The sequence below is a fragment of the Sphingomonas sp. T1 genome (genome assembly GCF_902506585.1).
In the GTDB taxonomy this organism is placed as follows: Bacteria; Pseudomonadota; Alphaproteobacteria; order Sphingomonadales; family Sphingomonadaceae; genus Sphingomonas; species Sphingomonas aerolata.
On sequence record NZ_LR733875.1, the window covers coordinates 2,845,391 to 2,867,587 of the forward strand.

General features: G+C 66.5%; 15 protein-coding genes. 13 read left to right on the top strand and 2 right to left on the bottom strand.

Translation table 11 applies throughout. From position 1 onward, the window contains the following. The first annotated feature begins 228 nt into the window (after nt 1–228). Together GV027_RS12950 and GV027_RS12955 are read left to right on the top strand one after the other, a co-directional pair. Nucleotides 229–3,354 (top strand): TonB-dependent receptor domain-containing protein, encoded by a 3,126-nt coding sequence (locus tag GV027_RS12950; RefSeq protein WP_159512113.1) that lies wholly within the window; start codon nt 229–231, stop codon nt 3,352–3,354. A gap of 404 nt (nt 3,355–3,758) precedes the next feature. After that, nucleotides 3,759–6,794, top strand: a complete 3,036-nt coding sequence (locus GV027_RS12955; protein WP_159512114.1) for a TonB-dependent receptor domain-containing protein — start codon at nt 3,759–3,761, stop codon at nt 6,792–6,794. A 73-nt stretch (nt 6,795–6,867) separates the two neighbouring features. Here the strand turns inward: GV027_RS12955 and clpB are convergent, their stop codons facing one another. Next, complete coding sequence (gene clpB / locus GV027_RS12960) at nt 6,868–9,447, bottom strand: ATP-dependent chaperone ClpB (protein WP_159512115.1); 2,580 nt, start codon at nt 9,445–9,447, stop codon at nt 6,868–6,870. A 170-nt stretch (nt 9,448–9,617) separates the two neighbouring features. Here clpB and GV027_RS12965 point away from each other — a divergent pair, with 170 nt between their 5' ends. Beyond that, on the top strand, nt 9,618–10,019 hold the full coding sequence (locus GV027_RS12965; RefSeq protein ID WP_031441838.1) for an acyl-CoA thioesterase: 402 nt from the start codon (nt 9,618–9,620) through the stop codon (nt 10,017–10,019). Nucleotides 10,020–10,446: 427 nt separating this feature from the next. Here GV027_RS12965 and GV027_RS12970 read toward each other — a convergent pair whose 3' ends face one another. Beyond that, on the bottom strand, nt 10,447–11,841 hold the full coding sequence (locus tag GV027_RS12970; RefSeq protein ID WP_159512116.1) for a helix-turn-helix domain-containing protein: 1,395 nt from the start codon (nt 11,839–11,841) through the stop codon (nt 10,447–10,449). A 101-nt stretch (nt 11,842–11,942) separates the two neighbouring features. Here GV027_RS12970 and GV027_RS12975 point away from each other — a divergent pair, with 101 nt between their 5' ends. The 10 genes from GV027_RS12975 (at nt 11,943) to GV027_RS13025 (ending at nt 21,934) form a co-directional block, all read left to right on the top strand. Further along, nucleotides 11,943–13,469 (top strand): acyl-CoA carboxylase subunit beta, encoded by a 1,527-nt coding sequence (locus GV027_RS12975; RefSeq protein ID WP_159512117.1) that lies wholly within the window; start codon nt 11,943–11,945, stop codon nt 13,467–13,469. A 59-nt stretch (nt 13,470–13,528) separates the two neighbouring features. Then, on the top strand, nt 13,529–13,831 hold the full coding sequence (locus GV027_RS12980; RefSeq protein WP_056673713.1) for a hypothetical protein: 303 nt from the start codon (nt 13,529–13,531) through the stop codon (nt 13,829–13,831). Beyond that, nucleotides 13,828–14,040 carry a hypothetical protein gene (locus GV027_RS12985; RefSeq protein ID WP_037530777.1) on the top strand — a complete coding sequence of 71 codons (213 nt, stop codon included), beginning with the start codon at nt 13,828–13,830 and terminating at the stop codon, nt 14,038–14,040. The genes GV027_RS12980 and GV027_RS12985 overlap by 4 nt, the downstream gene beginning before the upstream one ends. Further along, nucleotides 14,037–14,555 (top strand): hypothetical protein, encoded by a 519-nt coding sequence (locus GV027_RS12990; protein WP_159512118.1) that lies wholly within the window; start codon nt 14,037–14,039, stop codon nt 14,553–14,555. Before GV027_RS12985 ends, GV027_RS12990 begins: the two co-directional genes overlap by 4 nt. Continuing rightward, nucleotides 14,552–14,971, top strand: coding sequence for a methylmalonyl-CoA epimerase (mce, locus tag GV027_RS12995; RefSeq protein ID WP_159512119.1), 420 nt, complete (start codon nt 14,552–14,554; stop codon nt 14,969–14,971). The genes GV027_RS12990 and mce overlap by 4 nt, the downstream gene beginning before the upstream one ends. A gap of 130 nt (nt 14,972–15,101) precedes the next feature. Next, nucleotides 15,102–15,887 carry an enoyl-CoA hydratase-related protein gene (locus GV027_RS13000; RefSeq protein ID WP_159512120.1) on the top strand — a complete coding sequence of 262 codons (786 nt, stop codon included), beginning with the start codon at nt 15,102–15,104 and terminating at the stop codon, nt 15,885–15,887. A gap of 321 nt (nt 15,888–16,208) precedes the next feature. Then, a complete protein-coding gene (scpA, locus tag GV027_RS13010; protein ID WP_159512122.1) occupies nt 16,209–18,359 on the top strand; it encodes a methylmalonyl-CoA mutase in 2,151 nt (716 codons plus the stop codon). 113 nt (nt 18,360–18,472) lie between these two features. Further along, nucleotides 18,473–19,516, top strand: a complete 1,044-nt coding sequence (gene bioB / locus GV027_RS13015; RefSeq protein ID WP_159512904.1) for a biotin synthase BioB — start codon at nt 18,473–18,475, stop codon at nt 19,514–19,516. Then, nucleotides 19,507–19,866, top strand: a complete 360-nt coding sequence (locus GV027_RS13020) for a lysozyme inhibitor LprI family protein (RefSeq protein ID WP_159512123.1) — start codon at nt 19,507–19,509, stop codon at nt 19,864–19,866. Before bioB ends, GV027_RS13020 begins: the two co-directional genes overlap by 10 nt. A gap of 55 nt (nt 19,867–19,921) precedes the next feature. Next, the gene (locus GV027_RS13025) at nt 19,922–21,934 is read left to right on the top strand and encodes an acetyl-CoA carboxylase biotin carboxylase subunit (RefSeq protein ID WP_159512124.1); all 2,013 of its coding nucleotides are present in this window, start codon (nt 19,922–19,924) and stop codon (nt 21,932–21,934) included. The last annotated feature ends 263 nt before the right edge of the window (nt 21,935–22,197 follow it).

The following is a 22,197-nucleotide window of genomic DNA, read 5'->3' on the forward strand; positions in this document are numbered from 1 at the left end:
ATATCCCCTTTGATTCCTTCGGAAAACCCGCCGCAGGGCGCCGGATTCACGATGTTGCCTTTTTGTAACAATGGTACGTCAATGCGATGATCCGTTACTATTTTACAATTTTATTTTGGACAAAAGCGCTGCCGTTTGCGTAACCGGCCCCCAGTCAGTGCGCCGGAGCGCGCCGCAACACATCGCGTCAGTCATCACGGATCGACGGCGCGAAAGGGGAATGAATACATGCGGAATCATATGTTTCGGGATTGCCTGCTCGCGTCCACGATGATCGCGGGCGCCGTCGTGGCGCTTCCGGCAGCGGCCCAGACTGCACCGGCAGCCGAGCCGGCTCCCGCACCGCAGAGCACCACCAGCGACGACGGCGCGGCAGCGACGACCCCGGCAGTCTCAAACACGCCGAGCGAGGATCCCGCTGCAGCCGGGACCGCCGCGGGTACCGACATCGTCGTCACCGGATCGCGTATCTCGAACCCCAACCTGACCTCTGCCAGCCCGATCACCGTGGTCAACGCGGCGGACATCAAGCTGCGCGGCGCGACGCGGATCGAGGACGTGCTCAACAGCCTGCCGGCGTCGTTCGCGACGCAGACCTCGTCGGTGTCGAACGGTTCGACCGGTACGGCGACGATCAACCTGCGCAACCTGGGTGAATCGCGCACGCTGGTGCTGGTCAACGGCCGCCGCCTGATGCCGGGCAACCCCTCGTCGAGCAGCACCGCGAGTGCGGCCGCCGACGTCAACATGATCCCCGCCTCGCTGATCAAGCGCGTCGACGTGCTGACCGGCGGCGCCGGTTCGGTCTATGGGTCGGACGCGATCGCGGGCGTCGTCAACTTCGTGCTCGACACCGATTACGAAGGCTTCAGCGTCGACGTGTCGGGCGGCATCAACAACCACAACAACCGCAGCGAGCGGTTCCAGGCGCTGTCGGCGGCAAGCGGCTATCCCGCGCCGAGCGGCCAGGCGTTCGACGGCACGCAGTTCGACATCAACTTCAAGGTCGGCGCGGCCACCAGCGACGGCCGCGGCCATGTCGTCGGCTATGGCGGCTATCGCAAGATCGGCGCGATCCTGCAGGGGTCGCGCGACTATAGCTCGTGCGGGCTGAACGCGCCGTCGGGCAATGTCGGCAACGATTATGTCTGCGGCGGATCGGCCACCGCATTCCCGGCGAACTTCACGCTCGGCGATGCGACCGAGGGCGGGCCGCCGACCGGCTATACGCTGAACGCAGCAGGCCAGCTCGTCGCGGGGCGGACGCTCTACAACGCCAACCCGCTGAACTATTACCAGCGTCCGGACACGCGCTACACCGCGGGCTTCCTCGCCAAGTATGAAGTCAGCGACGCGTTCAAGCCCTATGCCGACTTCATGTTCATGGACGATCGCTCGGTCGCGCAGATCGCGCCGTCAGGTGATTTCAACAACACGACGGTCCTGAACTGCAACAACCCGCTGCTGTCGGCGGCGCAGGTCTCGACCTTCTGCCGTGCGTCCAACCTGGTGACCGACGCCAATGGCGCGGTGGTCAACCTGACCAACCCGGACGGCTCGCAGTATCAGCAGGCGAAAGTCCGCATCGGCCGTCGCAACGTCGAGGGCGGCGGGCGCCAGGCGGATCTTCGCCATACCCAGTATCGCTTCGTCGCGGGCGCGACCGGCGATATCGACAAGGGCATCTCGTACGAGGCCTATGGCCAGTTCGGCAGCACCGTGTTCAGCCAGGTGTATCGCAACGAATTCTCGATCTCGCGCACCACGCGCGCGCTCGACGCGATCACCGACACGCGTCCCGGCTCGGCGACGCTCGGCCAGGCGGTCTGCCGCTCGGTCGTCGACGGCACCGATCCGAACTGCGTCCCGCTCAACATCTTCGGCGCGGCCGGGATCACGCCCGAGGCGCTGAACTATGTCCAGACCCCGGGCTTCCAGTCGGGCGAGAACAAGGAAACCGTCCTCAACGCGAACTTCACCTTCAAGGGCGCCGAATATGGCGTGCAGTCGCCGTTCGCGAGCGAGGGCATCGCGCTGAACGTCGGTGGCGAGTACCGCAAGGAATCGCTGAGCCTCGAAGTCGACAACGCGTTCCTGAGCGGCGATCTGGCCGGCCAGGGCGGCGCGACGCTGCCGATCCGCGGCAGCTACACCGTCAAGGAAGTGTTCGGCGAAATCCAGGTGCCGCTGGTCAGCGACCGCCCGTTCGTCAACGAGCTGACGGTGAATGGCGGCTATCGCTATTCGAGCTACAGCACCGCGGGTTCGGCGCATTCGTACAAGGGTGAGCTGGTCTGGGCGCCGGTCTCCGACGTCCGCTTCCGCGGCGGCTACAACCGTGCGGTCCGCGCACCGAACACGCAGGAGCTGTTCGCACAGCAGTCGGTCCAGCTCGACGGTGCGACCGATCCCTGCGCCGGCGCCGCGGTCAACGGTCTGGTCAACGGCAACACGGCCGCGCAGTGCGCGCTGACCGGCGTTCCAGCGAACCGGTTCGGCCTGATCGCCGCCAACCCGTCCGAGCAGTATAACGGCCTGCTCGGCGGCAACCCGAACCTGCGCCCCGAAAAGGCCGACACGTTCACCGCGGGCGTGATCCTGCGGCCGTCGTTCCTGCCGGGCTTCAACCTGTCGGTCGACGGCTTCCGCATCAAGCTGAAGGACCGGATCGGCGTCGTCGGCGCGGACACGATCATCGCGCAGTGCCTCCAGACCGCCGACGACCAGTTCTGCAGTGCGATCAACCGCGATGCCAACGGCACGCTGTGGCAGGGCAATGCGGGCTTCATCGTCGACACCAACGTCAACGCAGGGTCGCTGACCACGCAGGGGATCGAGACCTCGGCGGGCTATACCTACCGCTCGGACAGCATCGGCACGATCGGGCTGTCGTTCAACGGCACCTATGTCGACAAGTTCACGTCGGACAAGGTCGGCACCAAGTTCGATTGCGCGGGCCTGTACGGCGCCCAGTGCGGCTATCCGATGTCCAAGTGGCGTCACCAGGCGCGTCTGTCGCTGACCACGCTGGGCGGCATCGGCCTGTCGGGCAACTGGCGCCATCTGTCGGCGACCAAGTTCGAGCGGACCAGCGGCGATGCGGACCTGGCCGGGCCGTTCTTCGCCAATGACGGCCGCGTGAAGGCGCAGGACTATTTCGATCTCGCCGCGACCATCCGGGTCGCGGACAAGGTCACCTACCGCCTCGGCGTCAACAACGTGCTCGACAAGACGCCGCCGATCCTCAGCGCGACGGCCTCGCCGATCGGCTCGTTCGGCAACGGCAACACCTATCCGGGCATCTATGATGCGCTCGGCCGGTACCTGTTCGTCGGCCTGACGATCGACATGTAAGCGATCCTTTCGGACGCGATATCGGGGGGCGGCGGATCACGGATCCGCCGCCCCTTTTTTTTGGTTCGGGCGGCCGGTCCGGAGTGACGCTGAAGCCCGAGCCGTGGCCTCGCCAAGCTGCTGTCGCGGGTGCGACGTGAAAATGCCTTTGCCTAATTATTATGCGTAGCGAGGATCTGCTGTCGGAAAAAGCAACAGATTGTAAGAAAAAGCACCAGTGATTGTGTCTTTTTCGCTACACGAGATTGCCAAAGCATTCGGCCGCCCGGATGCATTCTTTACAGGATGCGACAGCACCTCCATCCCATCGCCATGTCCTTCGGGGTCGTGCTTCGGCGCGATGAAAGGGGCGGAAAATTGCCCGGCGTACCGCGATGCGGGCGACCGGGTTCAAGCGAGGGATCATGATGACCAGCATTTCGTTGACCAAGAAGGCGCTCCTGCTCGCGGCTGCGACGCCGTTCGCGTTCGCCATGGCGGCGCCGGCGTTCGCGCAGCAGGCGACCCCGCCCGAGCAGAACGGTGTCCCGTCGAGCGACGTCGCCGCGCAGAACCAGCCCGCCGCCGGCGACGAGATCGTCGTTACCGGATCGATCATCCGCGGTACCGATACCGGCATTTCGCCCGTCACCACGCTGACCACCGAAAATCTGGATTCGCGCGGCATCAACACGGTGCAGGCCGGTATCCAGGCGCTGTCGTCGAACAACGGCCCGGCGCTGACCAACTCGTTCACCGCCAACGGCGCATTCGCCGCGGGCGCGTCTTCGGTGTCGCTGCGTGGCCTGTCGACCAACTCGACGCTCGTGCTGTTCGACGGTCTGCGCGCCGCCTATTATCCGCTGTCGGATGACGGATCGCGCAACTTCGTCGATCTGAACACCATCCCCGACGACATCGTCGAGCGCATCGACGTGCTGCGCGACGGCGCATCGTCGAGCTACGGTGCCGATGCGATTGCAGGCGTGGTCAACGTGATCACCAAGCGCAAGTTCAACGGCATCAGCGGTCGCGCCGAGGCCGGCATCTCCGAGAACGGCAACAACGCCAACCAGCGGCTGACGCTGACCGCGGGTACCGGCGACCTCGACGAGAAGGGCTACAACGCCTACGTCAGCGGCTTCTATTTCCGCAACGAGGGCGTGTATCAGCGCGACCTGCCGGCGCCCTTCAATTCGGACAACCTGACCGGGATCTGTTCGAACCGCACCGGCACCACGCAGTGCGGCCCGAACAACACGTCGAACGGCCTTGACGCGAGCGGCGCCCTCAACGGCTTCGCGATCGGTACGGGCAATTTCTACGTCCGTCCGGCCAACGCCGCGAACACGGTCGCATCGGGCCGGTACCAGCTGCTGAACCCGGCAGCGGGCTGCCTCAACGGCACCCCCTACAACCCGACCGCGGCGCAGCTCGGCACGCCGGCGAACGTGACGACGCCGACCACGGTCTGCCAGGTCGACAACACCAACAAGTACGACATGGTGACGCCGAACATCGAGCGTTTCGGCGGCTCGGCCCGTTTCAGCGCAAAGGTCGGTGCCGACTCCGAGGCATATCTGCTGGTCAATTTCGCCCAGTCGGCGAGCAACTATACCGGTCGTCCGTCGGTCATCCGCGGTAACGCACCGGCCGGCATCCTCTCGCCGCAGTTCTCGACCTCGCAGGCGCAGACCGCCGCGCTGGCCGCTGGCTCGGGCGTCCTGGCATTGCCGGTCTATGTCTGCGCCGCGCGCGTGAATTGCGGTCCGACGAACGGCACGCTGAACCCGAACAACCCGTTCGCGGCACAGGGCCAGGTCGCACGTCTCGTCGGCGCGCTGCCCGACACCGTCACGCAGAACGAGACCCGCAGCCGCGTGTACCGTGCCGCATTCGGCCTCAAGGGCACGGTCCTCAACGGCTTCGACTATGACTTCAACGCAACGGCGATGCACACCGACCTGCGGGTGAAGACCAACGGGTATGTCTATATCCAGAACCTGCTCAACGTCATTGCCGACGGCAGCTACAACTTCGTCAACCCGGGCCTCAACACCCAGGCGGTGCGCGATTATCTGACGCCCGAGAACATCACCGACACGACGTCGGATCTCTATCAGGCGCAGCTGACCGTCCAGAAGTCGCTTGCCACGCTGCCCGGCGGCGACCTGCGCGTCGCGGTCGGTGGCTCGATCTTCTACGAAGCGGTCGACGCGCCCAGCGCGAACGACGACTATAACGGCGCGACGCAGCGGTACTTCACGCTGAACGCCTTCGGTACCAAGGGTAACCGCACGGTGAGCTCGGCCTTTGCCGAAATCAACGCACCGGTGCTCGACGTGCTGACGCTCAACGGTTCGGGTCGCTACGATCACTATTCGACCGGGCAGAGCAACTTCTCGCCGAAGGTCGGCGCGATCTTCACGCCGCTCCAGCAGGTCACGGTGCGGGGTACCTATTCGCGAGGCTTCCGTATTCCGAGCTTCGGCGAGGCGAATGCACTGCCGACGACGGGCTATGTGACGCAGCAGATCTCGGCGATCCCCGATGCGTTCCTTGCCCAATATGGCGCAGGCTGTTCGCAGGCGAACCCGACGGCGTGCCCGGCCTATCTGACGTCCTACTCGATCGGACAGACGACGCTGGCATCGCCGGAGCTGAAGCCTGAAAAGTCGCGCAGCTTCACCGGCGGGCTCAAGTTCGACCCGATCCGCAGCGTGTCGCTGACCGTCGACTACTACAACATCAAGAAGACCGGTGCGATCACGACGCCGGACAATTCGGCCGCGATCGCAGCCTATTATGCCGGTGCCGCACCGGTTGCCGGGTTCGAGGTCATCGCCGACGCACCCGACGTCAACAACCCGAACGCGCGTCCGAAGATCGCCTTCGTCCGCTCGCAGTTGATCAATGCCGACACGATCAAGTCGTCGGGCATCGATTTCGGGATCAACGGCGCGTATGACTTCGGTCCGGTCAAGTGGACGTCGAACCTGAATGCGAGCTACATCATCGAGCTCAGCACGACGATCGACGGCGAGAAGCAGCGCTATGAGGGCACGCTCGGCAACTTCAACCTGACCGCAGGGTCGGGGACGTTCGAGTGGAAGGGCAACTGGCTCAACACGTTCGACTTCGGCGACTTCGCGGTCAGCACCACGGTCAACTACACGTCGGGCTATGACCTGTCGGCGACCGATCAGGGCGACGAATACAAGGATTGCGGCCAGGCTGCCGTGTACAATGACTGCCACGTGAAGAGCTACATCACGGTCGATGCGAACGTGAACTTCAAGGTCACCGACAAGTTCAGCTTCTACGTCAACGCGCTGAACCTCTTCGATCGCCTGCCGCCGGTCGATACCGTCACCTATGGCGCGTATCTGTACAATGCGATCCAGGGTGGCGACGGCATCTTCGGTCGTCAGTATCGTGCAGGCGCGAAGTTCAACTTCTAAGCCGATACCCACGCGACATATCGGGGCGGGTCCTTCGGGACCCGCCCTTTTTTTGTGCCTGCGGTTCGGGGGCTCACCCGACCGCGAGCACCAGTTTCCCGTCGCCCTCGTCGATATGGACGGTGGCGCCGTCCTTGACCTCGCCGCGCAGGATCATGTCGGCGAGCGGGTCCTGGAGGTAGCGCTGGACCGCGCGTTTGAGGGGCCTTGCGCCGTAGACGGGGTCGTAGCCGACGCGGCCGAGCCAGGCGCGGGCGGCTTCGGTGAGGTCGAGCGTGATCTTGCGGTCGGCGAGCAGCCTGTCGACGCGCGACACCTGGATGTCGACGATCGGCGCCATGTGCGCCTGGCCCAGACGGTGGAACAGGATCACCTCGTCCAGGCGGTTGAGGAATTCCGGGCGGAAGTGCGACCGGACGATCTCCATCACCTGCGGTTCGACCGACGAGACGTCGTCGCCCTCGGCCATGTTGGCGAGATACTGGCTGCCGAGATTGCTCGTCAGGATGATCAGCGTGTTGCTGAAATCCACCGTGCGGCCCTGGCCGTCGGTCAGGCGGCCGTCGTCGAGCACCTGGAGGAGCACGTTGAACACGTCGCCATGCGCCTTCTCGACCTCGTCGAACAGGATCACCTGATAGGGACGCCGGCGGACCGCCTCGGTAAGCACGCCGCCCTCCTCATAGCCGACATAGCCGGGAGGCGCGCCGATCAGCCGCGCGACCGCGTGCTTTTCCATGAACTCGCTCATGTCGATGCGGACCATCGCCGAGGGATCGTCGAACAGGAATTCGGCGAGCGCCTTGGTCAGCTCGGTCTTGCCGACGCCGGTTGGCCCGAGGAACAGGAAGCTGCCGAGCGGCCGGTTGGGATCCTGCAGCCCGGCGCGCGCACGGCGGACCGCGGTCGAGACGGCCTTGACCGCATGGGCCTGGCCGATGACGCGCTTGCCGATCGTCGCCTCCATCGCGAGCAATTTGTCGCGCTCGCCCTGGAGCATCCGTTCGACCGGGATGCCGGTCCAGCGGCTGACGACGCCGGCGATGTCGTCGGCATTGACCTCCTCGCGCAGCATCGCGCCCTTGGTCGCGCCCGCGGCCTCGTCGAGCTGGCGCTGCAGCCCAGGGATCGTGCCGTAGGAGAGCTCGCCCGCGCGTGCGAGATCGCCCGAGCGCTGCGCCTGCTCCAGCTCGAGCCGCGCGGCGTCGAGCTGTTCCTTCAGCCGCGCCTCGGCGTTGATCTTGTCCTTCTCGCCCTTCCAGCGCGTCGTCAGCTTGGCGGACTGTTCCTCGAGATTGACGAGGTCGCCCTCGAGCGTGTCGAGCCGGTCGATCGACGCCTCGTCGGTCTCGCGCTTCAACGCCTCGCGCTCGATCTTGAGCTGGATGATCCGGCGGTCGAGAGTCTCGATCTCCTCGGGCTTGGATTCGACCTCCATGCGGATCCGGCTCGCGGCCTCGTCCATCAGGTCGATCGCCTTGTCGGGGAGGAAGCGGTCGGTGATGTAGCGGTTCGACAGCGTCGAGGCGGCGACGATCGCGCCGTCGGTGATGCGGACGCCGTGGTGGAGCTCGTATTTCTCCTTGAGGCCACGCAGGATCGAGATCGTGTCCTCGACCGTGGGTTCGCCGACCATGACGGGCTGGAACCGGCGCTGGAGCGCGGGGTCCTTCTCGACATATTTGCGATATTCGTCGAGCGTGGTCGCGCCGACGCAGTGGAGTTCGCCGCGGGCGAGCGCGGGTTTCAGGAGGTTGCCTGCGTCCATTGCGCCTTCGGATTTGCCCGCGCCGATCAGCTGGTGCATCTCGTCGATGAACAGGATGACGTCGCCCTCGGCGGCCTTCACCTCGTCGAGCACGCCCTTCAGCCGCTCCTCGAACTCGCCGCGATATTTCGCGCCCGCGATCAGCGAGCCCATGTCGAGCGACATCAGGCGGCGGTCCTTGAGCGTATCGGGGACGTCGCCATTGGCGATGCGCAGCGCCAGGCCTTCGGCGATCGCGGTCTTGCCGACGCCGGGTTCGCCGATCAGCGCGGGGTTGTTCTTGGTGCGGCGCGCGAGGATCTGGATCGTGCGGCGGATCTCCTCGTCGCGGCCGATGACGGGGTCGAGCTTGCCGTCGCGCGCCGCCTGCGTCAGGTCGCGCGCGAATTTCTTGAGCGCGTCATAGCGATCCTCGGCGCCCGCGGTGTCCGCGGTGCGGCCCTGGCGGACGCTGTTGATCGCGGTGTTGAGCGCCTCGGGGGTGACGCCGCCGGTCTTCAGCGCCTTGCCCGCGGCGGTGTTGAGCGACAGCGCGAGCGCGACGAGCAGCCGCTCGACGGTGACGAAGCTGTCGCCCGCTTTCGTCGCGATCTGCTCGGCCTGGTCGAGCACACGGACCGCGTCATTGTCGATGCCCGGCGTGGTCTGCGCGCCCGAGCCCGACACCGCGGGGATCCTGGCGAGCGCGAGATCGGTCTCGGCCGTCGCGCGCTTCGCGTCGCCGCCCGCGGCCGCGATCAGCCCCGCGGCCATGCCCTGTTCGTCCTCGAGCAACGCCTTCAGCAGATGCTCGGGCGCGATCCGCTGATGGTTCATGCGGATCGCGACGGTCTGCGCGGACTGGAGGAAGCCTTTCGCGCGGTCGGTGAATTTGTCGATGTTCATGGGCGTATCCCTGTGGTCTTTGGCCAGAGATGGTGTTGTATTTAGGCAACACAAGAGGGCGGCGTTGCATCATGCTAGGGACAAGCGCGGCGGGCCGGAATAGCGTTTATTGTCGGTGTCGAAGCAGCGTCGTCATCGCTATAAGCCCCCGCCCATGCTATATAGGTGGGGTGTCAACAGCCATTCCCCATATCTACGCCATCGGCATCGAGCCGGCCGACATCGACTTCATGGGTCACGTCAACAACGCGAACTATCTGAAGTGGGTACAGGCCGCGGTGATCGATCACTGGCAGCGGCTCGCCCCGGCCGAGGCGGTGGCGGGGCATTTGTGGGTCGCGCTGAAACACGAAATTACCTACCGCAAGCCGGCGTTTCTGGACGACGACGTGATCGCGACGGTGCTGCTCGAAAAGGTGCAGGGCGCGCGGGCGTTTTACGAGACGATCATCAAGCGTGGCGAGGATGTGCTCGCCGAGGTGAAGTCGAGCTGGTGTTGCCTGGATGCGGAGACGCTTCGGCCTTCGCGACTGGCGAGTAACGTGGTGGAGCGGTTCTTTCCGAAGGATTGAGGGGGCGTTTGCCTTGGCCGTTCTCCCGCGGAGGCGGGAGTCCAGGGTTATGAAGCGCTGCGCTGCTTGACCCTGGGCCCCCGCTTTCGCGGGGGAACGGGTTTTTTGACCGGGACGTGCGTCCCGTGCCGTCATTTCCGCGGAGGCGGGAAGCCAGACTGGCTGGCCTTTGTGGGTATCGCCGTGGTTTGCCGGTCTGGATCCCTGCCTTCGCGGGGATGACGGGTTTTGGGGGCTGTGGGCTGGATGCCGCTGCCTGTCCTGGGTCGCCGGATTGGGGCGAGTGGTCAGCCAAGTACACTACCTCCCCGGCGGAGGCCGGGGTCCAGGTGGGAAGGCCCTCGTGACTCCGCGTTGTCCTTCGTTATTTCGGTCCCCCAACTGGGCCCCGGCCTTCGCCGGGGGGGTACTTAGGCGAGGGGCGTGCTCACACCACCTCATACGGCACCGCGCCGCGGCGGTTGGGGTCGACGCGGATTTCGCTGGCAGCCGGCGGAAAGGCGCGCTGGTCGCAGTCGGGGCGCAGGCAGATGCGGCAGGATGCGCCGATCGGGGTGGCGATGCCGCCGGTGCCGAGCGCGTCGGCGTAGATGAATTCGGACGCGTTCGCTTCCTCGCAGCCCAGCGCCACCGCATAGCGGCGCGCAGGCCGGGTATAGGTTTCGGACGGTTTCACCAGCCCCTTGGCCATCGAGACGTAGCGGATGCCGTCGCTGGTCTCGAGCAATTGCGTCAGGATGCGGTCGGGGATCGCGACCGCTTCGTGGACGATCCACAAGGGGCAGGCGCCGCCGAAGCGCGCGAACTGGAGGCGGGTGGCGGAGTGGCGCTTGGTGATGTTGCCCGCCATGTCGACGCGGCAGAAGAAGAACGGGATGCCGAGCGCGCCGGGACGCTGCAAGGTCGAGAGCCGGTGGCAGGTCTGTTCGAAGCTGGTGCCGAAGATCCGCCGCAACCGGTCGATATCGTGGCGGACGCTGCGCGCCTCTGCGCGGAAGCGGGTATAGGGCATGACGATCGCGCCCGCGGCGTAATTGGTGAGCCCCGCGGTCAGCAGCGCACGCGCGGTCTCCGACGCCATGTCGGAGGCGGCGACGATGTCGGCGATCAGATCGGCGAATTCGCCGCGCGCGACCTGATGCGCGAGCGAGAAGAGCGTGGTCTCGCCGGGTTGCGATCCGTCGAGCCGCAGCGTCGCGCCGTCATAGTCGCGTAACGGCGCGGCGAGCGCGCCCGAGATTGTCACCGAGACGCCGCGCGCCGCAAGCCGCGCCTCGAGCGCTGTGATCCGGTCGCTGCCGAGCGTCTCGCCGATTTCCTCCGCGCGACGATCGAGCGTGTCGACATAATTGCCCGCGGCGTGAAACCAGTCGCGGACATCCTCCCAGGGGAGCAGCCCGGGTGCGCCTGACCCCGCCACCAGCCGGTCGTCGAGCGCGCGCAACTGCTCCTGCGCGCGGCGATAGGCGTCGTGCATCGCGACGAGGCGTTGCGCGAGCAGGGGCTGATGCTTCACCGCGCGGCGGATCGCGCTTTCGTCGAGCGTGGGGGCGGCGACGCTGGTGTCGGTGACGGCCTCGAGCGTCGCGACGAGCAGCGCGATGTCGTCGGCGGCGTCGATGCTGCCCCAGTCGGCGGGGAATTCGCGCGCCAATGTGACGAGCACCGCCTCGCTGACCGGGCGGTCGCCATTTTCGATCTGCGAGAGATAGCTGACCGAGATGCCGATCCGGACCGCCATCGCTGCCTGGCTGATCCCGAGCGTGCCGCGAAGGTCGCGCAGCCGGTGTCCGACGAAGAGGCGGCGTGGGGGATTGGTCATGCTGAGGGTGTAGTTTGCAAACATGGGTGGCACAAGTTTGCAACATTGCATTTGCGCAATGGCTCACGCTCTGTGAAAGCCCCCAGCAGGACGGAGAGACGATGTCATCGACGATCGAAGAGCTTGAACGACGCCGCGAAGCCGCAAGAGTGGGCGGGGGTATCAAGCGGATCGGAGCGCAGCACGCCAAGGGAAAGCTCACCGCAAGGGAGCGCCTTGACGTGCTGCTGGACGAGGGATCGTTCGAGGAGCTCGACATGTATGTCGAGCATAACTGCGTCGATTTCGGCATGCAGGACCAGGTGATCCCCGGCGACGGCGTGGTCACGGGCTCTGGCACGATCAACGGCCGCCTCGTCTTCGTGTTCAGCCAGGATTTCACGGTATTCGGCGGGTCGCTCAGCGAACGCCACGCGCAGAAGATCTGCAAGGTGATGGACAGCGCGATGAAGGTCGGCGCGCCGATCATCGGGCTGAACGACAGCGGCGGCGCGCGCATCCAGGAGGGTGTCGCGAGCCTTGGCGGCTATGCCGAGGTGTTCCAGCGCAACGTGCTGGCGAGCGGCGTCGTGCCGCAGTTGTCGCTGATCATGGGGCCTTGCGCGGGCGGCGCAGTCTACAGCCCGGCGATGACCGACTTCATCTTCATGGTGAAGGATTCGAGCTACATGTTCGTGACCGGGCCCGACGTGGTCAAGACGGTGACGAACGAGGTGGTGACGCAGGAGGCGCTGGGCGGCGCGGTAACGCACACGACCAAGACGTCGGTCGCGGACAATGCGTTCGAGAACGACATCGAGGCGCTGCTCGCGGCGCGCGACTTCTTCGATTTCCTGCCCGAATCGAACCGTGCGGGCGTGCCCGAGCGCCCGACCGCGGACGCGTGGGACCGGGTCGAGGAGAGCCTCGACACGCTGATCCCGGCGTCGGCGAACCAGCCCTATGACATGCATGAGCTGATCCGGAAGGTCGTCGACGAGGGCGATTTCTTCGAGACGCAGCCGGCGCATGCGGCCAACATCATCACCGGCTTCGGGCGGATCGAGGGGCGCACCGTCGGTTTCGTCGCGAACCAGCCGATGGTGCTCGCGGGCGTGCTCGACATCAACAGCTCGAAAAAGGCGGCGCGGTTCGTGCGCTTCTGCGACGCGTTCGAGATACCGATCGTGACGTTCGTCGACGTCCCCGGCTTCCTGCCCGGCACCGCGCAGGAGCATAACGGCATCATCAAGCACGGCGCGAAACTGCTGTTCGCCTATGGCGAGGCGACCGTGCCGAAGATCACCGTGATCACGCGCAAGGCGTATGGCGGCGCGTATGACGTGATGGCGTCGAAGCATCTGCGCGGCGACCTCAACTATGCATGGCCGACCGCGGAGATCGCGGTGATGGGCGCGAAGGGCGCGGTCGAGATCATCTTCCGCGGCAAGACGCCCGAGGAGATCGCCGCGCGCACCGCAGAGTACGAGGCGCGCTTCGCCAACCCGTTCGTCGCGGCGAGCAAGGGCTTCATCGACGAGGTGATCCAGCCGCATTCGACACGGCGGCGGATCGCGCTGGGGCTGCGCAAGCTGCGCGGCAAGCAACTCGAAAATCCGTGGAAGAAGCATGACAACATCCCGCTCTGAGGGGGCGGCTTGTTGGGTCATGCCAAGCACATTATCATGTCATGCGAAGGAGTCGTGACATGCAGACCGAACGCGTGACGTTTCTGACCACCCCCGATCACAAGGCGGCTCTCGACGCGTTTGCGGCGAGCAACGGCATGTCCGTGGGGCATGTCGTTCGCGAGGCGACCTCGCGCTATGTCGTGGAGGGCGACATGACCGAGGACGACCGCTTCAAGCTGTTGATCCACGAACTCGACGAGGCGCTCCCGGCGATGCACGCCGCGCTCGATGCGGCGATCGAGGGGCAGCAGCGTCTGCGCGCCGATATCGACGCCAGGCTGCGCGACGCCGGCCTGCTCGACGCGGAGCGTGTCGCATGAGCATGATCGGCGACGCGATGCGGACGATCGAATCCGTCATCCTGCTCCGCAGCAAGGTGGAACGGTTGAATGAGGAACTTGCCGCGACCAACGGGCAGGTGCGACGTGTGGTCGACTCGGTCATCCAGATCAACGGGCGCCTGATCCGTCTGGAAACGTTCGAGGAAATGCGGTCCGGGATACGACCGACCCCGAGGATCGAGCAATGATCGCGCTTCTGCTTCTCCAAGCCGCGGCTGCGACAAGCACAGCAACGCCCGCGTGGAAGCTCGCCGACCGGACCAATGCGGCGGGGGTGCGGAGCATCTCCACCTCGGTCACGGGCAATGACGGGCTGTCGCGGTTCGTCGTGAAGTGCGACGTCGGCACCGAGTCGATCGTGTCGATCCAGTTCATCCAGCCGCAGTCGCTCGGGCAGGGCGCGGACAAGCCGGTCGCGGTGCGCTTCGATGGCGGGCCGGCCTTCACCTATAACTGGCAGTTTCCGGGGACGGGGACGTACATCACCGATCCCGTGGCGATCACCCGGCTGACGACGTTCCTGGTCAAATCGAAGACGCTGCGGGTCGAGGCGACCAATGGCGCAGGCTTTGCGGTGCAGGCCAATTTCGCCGCGCCGGCGAGCGATGCGATGGTGCGGCAGGTGCTGGGGGTGTGCGGCTACACGCTGGGCGTCGTGCCACCGCCGCCGCCTGCGCCGCCCGCGGCGGAGGATGCGCAATGACTCTCGGCCGCCTCAACCATGTCGGGGTCGCGACGCCGTCGATCGCGAAGTCGGTCGAGACGTACCGGTTGCTGCTCGGCGCGACTGCGATCGGGGAGCCGTTCGACCTGCCTGCGCAGGGCGTGAAGGTGTGCTTCATCGATGCGCCCAACACGCAGATCGAGCTGATCGAACCTTATGACGACAGCTCGCCGATCGCGGGGTTTTTGCGCAAGAACCCGGCGGGCGGGCAGCATCACGTCTGTTTCGAGGTGCCCGATATCGCGGCCGCGGTCGCGGATCTGAAGGCCAAGGGGGCGACGGTGCTCGGCGAACCGCGGATCGGTGCGCATGGCACGCCGATCGTGTTCGTCCACCCGAAGGACTTTGGCGGCATGCTCGTCGAGTTGATGGAAACGCCGGGGGAGGATCATTGACCCCGCATCCTTCGTCCGTTGGTGCTGGGCGTGGTCGGAGTGCGTGGGACTCAGGCCCTTCGACTTCGCTCAGGGCGAACGGACCGGGTGGGGCTGGCGGATTCGAGCGTAATCGATGGGGGAGACTGGCATGACCGCCTATGAGCATATCCTGAGCGAGCGGCGTGGCGACGTGCTGGTGCTGACGCTCAACCGGCCCGACCGGCTGAATGCGGCGCCGCCGGCGATGTTCGAGGAGCTGCGTGCGGCGCTCGGCGATCTGGACGGTGCGCGGGCGGTGCTGATCGCGGGCGCGGGGCGGGCGTTCTGTTCGGGCGCGGATGTCGGTGGCGGGGCGCTGGGGTCGGACGATCCGGGTGCGGCGACCTATCAGGCGCTGACGGGGAGCTATAATCCGGCCATGGCGGCGATCGCCGATCTGGGCGTGCCGGTGGTCAGCGCGGTGCGCGGACCGGCGGCGGGGATCGGGTGCAGCCTGGCGCTTGCTGCGGATTTCTGTGTCGCCAGCGAAAGCGCGTATTTCCTCCAGGCGTTCGTCAATATCGGGCTGGTGCCCGATGGCGGCGCGTCGTGGATGCTGCCGCGGCTGATCGGGCGTGCGCGCGCGACCGAGATGATGATGCTCGGCGAGCGCGTGCCCGCGGCCAAGGCGCTCGACTGGGGGATGGTGCACAAGGTCGTCGCGGACGATGCGCTCGACGCGGAGGCGTTCGCGCTGGCGGAGCGGCTGGCGGCGATGCCGACGGTGGCGCTGGGGCTGATGCGGCGTGCGATCACGGCTGCGTATGCGAGTGATTATGCGGGCGCGATGGAGGCCGAGGCGGTCAACCAGCGGGCCGCGCGCGGGTCCGCGGATTCGATGGAGGGCGGGATCGCGTTCCTGACGAAGCGCAAGCCGGTGTTCACGGGGACGTGACGACCGTTTGTCGCGCCACCCCGGCGGAGGCCGGGGCCCAGTTGGGTAGCGGCGGATTGGCCGGTGCTGCGCTTCGTTACTGCGACCTTTCCACCTGGGCCCCGGCCTTCGCCGGGGGGGTGTTTTGGGCATGACTGGCGCGACGAGTTCGACCCGTTCAGACGGGCTGGCCGGTGTTCACGGGGACACGGCGCCCATCGATCGCGCCACCCCGGCGGAGGCCGGGGCCCAGTTGGGTAGCGGCGGATTGGCTGGTGCTGCGCTCAATTATTTCGACCTTTCCAACTGGGCCCCGGCCTTCGCCGGGGTGGTGTTTCAAGCATGACTGATACGCACAAACCAAATCCGACGCTTGCCGAGTGGGAGGCTGCTGCTGCCAAGGAGGTGAAGGGCGCCGACCTGACCTGGGCGACGCCCGAGGGGATCGACGTCAAGCCGCTCTACACCGCGGCGGACGTGACCGCCGACCCCGGCCTCCCCGGGTTCGCGCCGTTCACGCGCGGGGTGCGGGCGTCGATGTATGCGGGGCGGCCGTGGACGATCCGGCAATATGCGGGGTTCTCGACCGCGGAGGCGTCGAACGCGTTCTACAGGCGGAATCTTGCCGCGGGGCAGAAGGGGCTTTCGGTCGCGTTCGATCTCGCCACGCACCGCGGGTACGACAGCGACCATCCGCGCGTGACGGGCGATGTCGGCAAGGCCGGCGTCGCGATCGACAGCGTCGAGGACATGAAGATCCTGTTCGACGGGATTCCGCTCGACAAGATGTCGGTCAGCATGACGATGAACGGCGCGGTGATCCCGATCCTCGCCTTCTTCATCGTCGCGGGCGAGGAGCAGGGCGTGCCGCGGCACCTGCTCGACGGGACCATCCAGAACGACATCCTCAAGGAGTTCATGGTCCGCAACACCTACATCTACCCGCCCGAGCCGAGCATGCGGATTATCTCGGACATCTTCGGCTATACCAGCCGCGAGATGCCCAAGTTCAACAGCATCTCGATCAGCGGCTATCACATGCAGGAGGCCGGGGCGACGCAGCTCCACGAGCTCGCCTTCACGATCGCCGACGGCATGGAATATGTGAAATACGGCGTCGCGAGCGGGCTCGACATCGACAAGTTCGCCGGGCGGCTGTCGTTCTTTTTCGCGATCGGCATGAACTTCTTCATGGAGATCGCCAAGCTGCGCGCCGCGCGCGTGCTGTGGCACCGCGCGATGACGGAGCTGGGCGCGCAGGACGAGCGGTCGAAGATGCTGCGCACGCATTGCCAGACGAGCGGCGTCTCGCTGACCGAGCAGGACCCGTACAACAACGTCATGCGCACGACGATCGAGGCGATGGCGGCGATGCTGGGGGGCACGCAGTCGCTCCACACCAACGCGCTCGACGAGGCGATCGCGCTGCCGACCGACTTTTCCGCACGAATCGCGCGCAACACGCAGATCGTGCTGCAGGAAGAGACGGGGATGACAAAGGTCGTCGATCCGCTGGGCGGCAGCTACTATGTCGAGAGCCTGACGCAGAGCCTGGTCGACGGCGCGTGGACGCTGATCGAGCGGATTCAGGCCGAGGGCGGGATGGCCAAGGCCGTCGCGGCGGGCTGGCCCAAGGCGATGATCGAGGAAGCCGCGGCGGGGCGCCAGGCGCGCGTCGATCGCGGCGAGGACGTGATCGTCGGGGTGAACAAGTACAGACTCGCCGAGCAGGACGCGATGGAGATCCTCGACGTCGACAATGTCGCGGTGCGCGCAGGGCAGGTCGAGCGGATCGCGCGGGTGAAGGCGACGCGGGACGAGGATGCGTGCCGGGCGGCGCTGGATGCACTGCGCGAGGGCGCTAAGGGCTCGGAGAACCTGCTCGCGCTCGCGGTCGAGTGTGCGCGGGCGCGGGCGACCTTGGGCGAGATCTCGTCGGCGATGGAGGATGTGTTCGGGCGCTACGGGACGCAGCCGACGCCGGTGTCGGGCGTCTATGGCGGCGCCTATGAGGATGATGCGCGCTGGACGCGGCTGACCGACGGGGTCGCAGCGACCGAGCGGCGGCTGGGCCGCAAGCCCCGCATGCTGGTCGCCAAGATGGGGCAGGACGGGCATGACCGCGGCGCCAACCTCGTCTCGTCGATGTTCGGCGATCTGGGGTTCGAGATCGTGCCGGGGGCGCTGTTCCAGACCCCGGCAGAGGTCGCCGCGCTGGCGCTGGCCAAGGACGTCGACGTGGTCGGCGCGTCGAGCCTGGCAGCGGGGCACAAGACGCTGATCCCCGAGCTGATCGGCCACCTGCGCGAGGCGGGACGCGCGGATATCAAGGTGATCGCGGGTGGCGTTATTCCCGCACAGGACTATCAGGCGCTGCGTGATGCCGGGGTCCAGGCGATCTTCGGACCCGGCACCAACCTGATCCAGGCCGCCGAGGACGTGTTGAAGCTCCTCGGCCATAATATGGGCCCGCAAGAGGAAGCCGCAGAATGACCGATACGATGATCCGCACGAGCCCCTCCGGTGACGGCTATGGCGCGCCTGCGAGCCCCTCCCCTTCAGGGGAGGGGTTGGGATGGGGTTCCGCCGCGAGCGCGACGTCGGATATGCGGACGGGCCCCACCCCCAGCCCCTCCCCTGAAGGGGAGGGGGGCACGGTGCGTATGGACTGGACGCGCGCGGAGATCGCGGCGTTGTTCGACCTGCCGTTCGACGCACTCATGTACCGGGCGCAGACCGTGCACCGGGCGCATCATGCGGTGAGCGAGGTGCAGCTGTGCACATTGCTGTCGATCAAGACCGGCGGGTGCCCCGAGGATTGCGGCTATTGTTCGCAGTCGGCGAGCGCGGACACGCAGCTGAAGGCGGAAAAGCTGATGGACGTCGATGCCGTGCTCGCCGACGCCGCGCACGCCAAGGCGGCGGGATCGCAGCGTTTCTGCATGGGCGCGGCCTGGCGCAACCCTAAAGCCCGCGACATGCCGAAGGTCGTGGCGATGGTCGAAGGCGTCCGCGCGATGGGGCTGGAGACGTGCATGACGCTCGGGATGCTCGACGCGGAGCAGGCGAAGCAGCTCGCCGATGCGGGGCTCGATTACTACAACCACAATATCGACACCTCGCCGGAGAATTACGGCAACGTCATCACCACGCGGACCTTCGAGGATCGACTGGAGACGCTGGCGAACGTGCGCGATGCGGGCATCTCGGTGTGCTGCGGCGGGATCGTCGGGATGGGCGAGACGCGCAGCGACCGCGTCGGCTTCGTCCATGCCCTCGCCACGCTGCCGCGGCATCCCGAGAGCGTGCCGGTGAACGCGCTGGTGCCGGTCAAGGGGACGGTGCTCGGCAACATGCTCGCGGACACGCCGCTCGCGAAGATCGACGATATCGAGTTCGTGCGGACCGTCGCGGTCGCGCGGATCACGATGCCGCTGAGCATGGTGCGGCTGTCGGCGGGGCGCGAGAGCATGTCCGAGGCGACCCAGGCGCTGTGTTTCATGGCGGGGGCAAATTCGATCTTCACCGGCGACACGCTGCTGACGACGGGCAATGCGGGCGACAGCGCGGATGCGGCGTTGCTGGCCAAGCTCGGCATGACGCCGATGGTCGGGCCGGAGCCGATGCGCGAGGCCAAGACATGCTGCTGATCGCACTTTTGATGGCCGCCGCGCCGATGCAGACACAGGCGCAGATGACCCGGTCCGCGGGCAGCAGCTATGCGCAGGCGGACGCGGCGATGACCGCGCAGTGGAAGCGAACCTATGCCTATATGAAGCGGCGCGATGCGCAGGACACGTCGCGTGGCGGTGGCTTCGGGTTTGCGGGATCGCTGCTCGAAAGCCAGCGCGCGTGGCTGAAGTTCCGCGATACGCAGTGCGTGATCGAGGGCGGGCAATATGCCGGCGGATCGGCGCAGGCGATGACGATCGCCGGCTGCCGCACCGGCCTGACCAAGGCACGGACCGCGCAGCTCAAATCGATGATGTGGTACCAGTAACGACACGTCCGCACCCGGCGCCAAGCCGGGGAGACGGCACAGTTTAGGGCGAGAGATGTTTAAGAAAATCCTGGTCGCCAATCGCGGCGAGATCGCATGCCGCGTGATGCGCACCGCCAAGGCGATGGGGATCAAGACCGTCGCGGTCTATTCCGACGCCGATGTGCGCAGCCCGCACGTGCTGATGGCGGACGAGAGCGTAAGGCTGGGGCCCGCGCCCGCGGCGGAGAGCTATCTCAAGGCCGAACTGATCCTGCTGGCGGCCAAGGAGACGGGCGCGGACTGTATCCATCCGGGCTATGGCTTCCTGTCCGAGCGCGAGAGCTTCGCGCGGGCGTGTGCCGAGGCGGGGATCGCGTTCGTCGGGCCGCCGCCGGCTGCGATCGCGGCGATGGGCGACAAGATCGAATCGAAGAAGCTCGCCAAGGCGGCGGGCGTCAACGTCGTGCCGGGCTATCTGGGCGAGATCGCGGACACCGACGAGGCGGTGCGGATTGCGGGCGACATCGGCTATCCGGTGATGATGAAGGCGTCGGCGGGCGGCGGCGGCAAGGGCATGCGGCTGGCCTATAGCGAGCAGGACGTCCGTGAGGGGTTCGAGGCGACCAAGCGCGAGGGGCTGGCATCGTTCGGCGACGACCGCGTGTTCATCGAGAAGTTCATCGAAAGCCCGCGGCATATCGAGATCCAGCTGATCGGCGACCAGCATGGCAACATCGTCTATCTGAACGAGCGCGAATGCTCGATCCAGCGGCGCCACCAGAAGGTCGTCGAGGAGGCGCCGTCGCCGTTCGTGACGCCCAAGATGCGCAAGGCGATGGGCGAGCAGGCGGTCGCGCTGGCGCGGGCGGTGGGCTATTATTCGGCCGGGACGGTCGAGCTGATCGTGTCGGGCGCGGATACGAGCGGCGAGGGATTCTACTTCCTCGAGATGAACACGCGGCTCCAGGTCGAGCATCCGGTGACCGAGGAGATTACCGGGCTCGATCTGGTCGAGCTGATGATCCGGGTGGCGGCGGGCGAGCCGCTGGGGTTCGCACAGGACGACGTGAAGCTGAACGGCTGGTCGATCGAGAACCGGGTCTATGCGGAGGATCCGTATCGCGGGTTCCTGCCGAGCATCGGGCGGCTGGTGCGGTATAATCCGCCTGAGACGTCTCCCCTCCCGCTTGCGGGAGGGGGGGCAGAAGAACCCCGCGTCCGTGTCGACGACGGCGTGCGCGAGGGGGGCAAGGTCAGCATGTTCTATGACCCGATGATCGCCAAGCTGATCACCTGGGCGCCAACGCGCGAGGGGGCGGTCGCGGCGCAGATCGCGGCGCTCGACGCGTTCGAGCTGGAGGGGCCGGGGAACAACATCGATTTCCTGTCGGCGATCATGCAGCAACCGCGCTTCCAGTCGGGCGCGCTGACGACCGGGTTCATCGCCGAGGAATATCCCGACGGGTTCCACGGCGCGCCCGCGGATGCGACGTTGCTGACGACGCTCGCCGCGGTTGCCGCCTTTGCCGCGACGGCAGAAGCCGACCGCGCGCGGCGGATCGACGGGCAGCTCGGGCGGCGGCTGCGTCCGCCCGCGGACTGGGTGGTGACGATCGGCGGGACCGATCACGACGTGCGCGTGTCGACCGACGGGATTTCAGTCGATGGCGTCGAGCTCGACTTGTCGCTCGAATATACGCCGGGGGACCGGATGGTGATGGTCGAGGGCGACGAGCATCTCACGATCCGGATCGCGAAGGCGCGCGCGGGTTTCAGGCTGACGACGCGCGGCGCGAGCCATGTCGCGCGCGTGCTGCCCGCACGGGTCGCGCCCTATGCCGCGCACCTGATCGAGAAGGTCGCGCCCGACCTGTCGAAATTCCTGATCTGCCCGATGCCGGGGCTGCTGGTGCGGCTCGACGTCGCGGCGGGGGACCGGGTTGAGGCGGGGCAGGCGCTCGCGGTGGTCGAGGCGATGAAGATGGAAAATATCCTGCGCGCGGAGAAGACCGGCGTGGTGAAGTCGGTATCGGCGGCGGCGGGGGACAGCCTGGCGGTGGATCAGGTGATTTTGGAGCTGGAATAGGCGTTTCGGCCCTTGTGTCCCCGCGGAGGCGGGGACCCAGACTGGGCTCCCGCCTTCGCGGGAAAACAAACTGGGCTCCCGCCTTCGCGGGAGAACAAGGGGTCCACCACCCCGGCGTAGGCCGGGGTCCAGTTGGGGGACGTGGCTGGGCTGATGCTGCGCGTCGTTACTTCAGCCTTCCCAACTGGGCCCCGGCCTTCGCCGGGGTGGTGTGTAGGGAGGGCGGGCCATCGCGGCGGGCTCTCCCGTTTTTGGCTGTGACG

Bases quoted from the DNA above. Each gene is read 5' to 3' on its own strand.
- GV027_RS12950 (WP_159512113.1), top strand. From the start codon at position 229: ATGCGGAATCATATGTTTCGGGATTGCCTGCTCGCGTCCACGATGATC.
- GV027_RS12955 (WP_159512114.1), top strand. From the start codon at position 3,759: ATGATGACCAGCATTTCGTTGACCAAGAAGGCGCTCCTGCTCGCGGCT.
- clpB (WP_159512115.1), bottom strand. From the start codon at position 9,447: ATGAACATCGACAAATTCACCGACCGCGCGAAAGGCTTCCTCCAGTCC.
- GV027_RS12970 (WP_159512116.1), bottom strand. From the start codon at position 11,841: ATGACCAATCCCCCACGCCGCCTCTTCGTCGGACACCGGCTGCGCGAC.
- GV027_RS12975 (WP_159512117.1), top strand. From the start codon at position 11,943: ATGTCATCGACGATCGAAGAGCTTGAACGACGCCGCGAAGCCGCAAGA.
- GV027_RS12980 (WP_056673713.1), top strand. From the start codon at position 13,529: ATGCAGACCGAACGCGTGACGTTTCTGACCACCCCCGATCACAAGGCG.
- GV027_RS12985 (WP_037530777.1), top strand. From the start codon at position 13,828: ATGAGCATGATCGGCGACGCGATGCGGACGATCGAATCCGTCATCCTG.
- GV027_RS12990 (WP_159512118.1), top strand. From the start codon at position 14,037: ATGATCGCGCTTCTGCTTCTCCAAGCCGCGGCTGCGACAAGCACAGCA.
- mce (WP_159512119.1), top strand. From the start codon at position 14,552: ATGACTCTCGGCCGCCTCAACCATGTCGGGGTCGCGACGCCGTCGATC.
- GV027_RS13000 (WP_159512120.1), top strand. From the start codon at position 15,102: ATGACCGCCTATGAGCATATCCTGAGCGAGCGGCGTGGCGACGTGCTG.
- scpA (WP_159512122.1), top strand. From the start codon at position 16,209: ATGACTGATACGCACAAACCAAATCCGACGCTTGCCGAGTGGGAGGCT.
- bioB (WP_159512904.1), top strand. From the start codon at position 18,473: ATGCGGACGGGCCCCACCCCCAGCCCCTCCCCTGAAGGGGAGGGGGGC.
- GV027_RS13020 (WP_159512123.1), top strand. From the start codon at position 19,507: ATGCTGCTGATCGCACTTTTGATGGCCGCCGCGCCGATGCAGACACAG.
- GV027_RS13025 (WP_159512124.1), top strand. From the start codon at position 19,922: ATGTTTAAGAAAATCCTGGTCGCCAATCGCGGCGAGATCGCATGCCGC.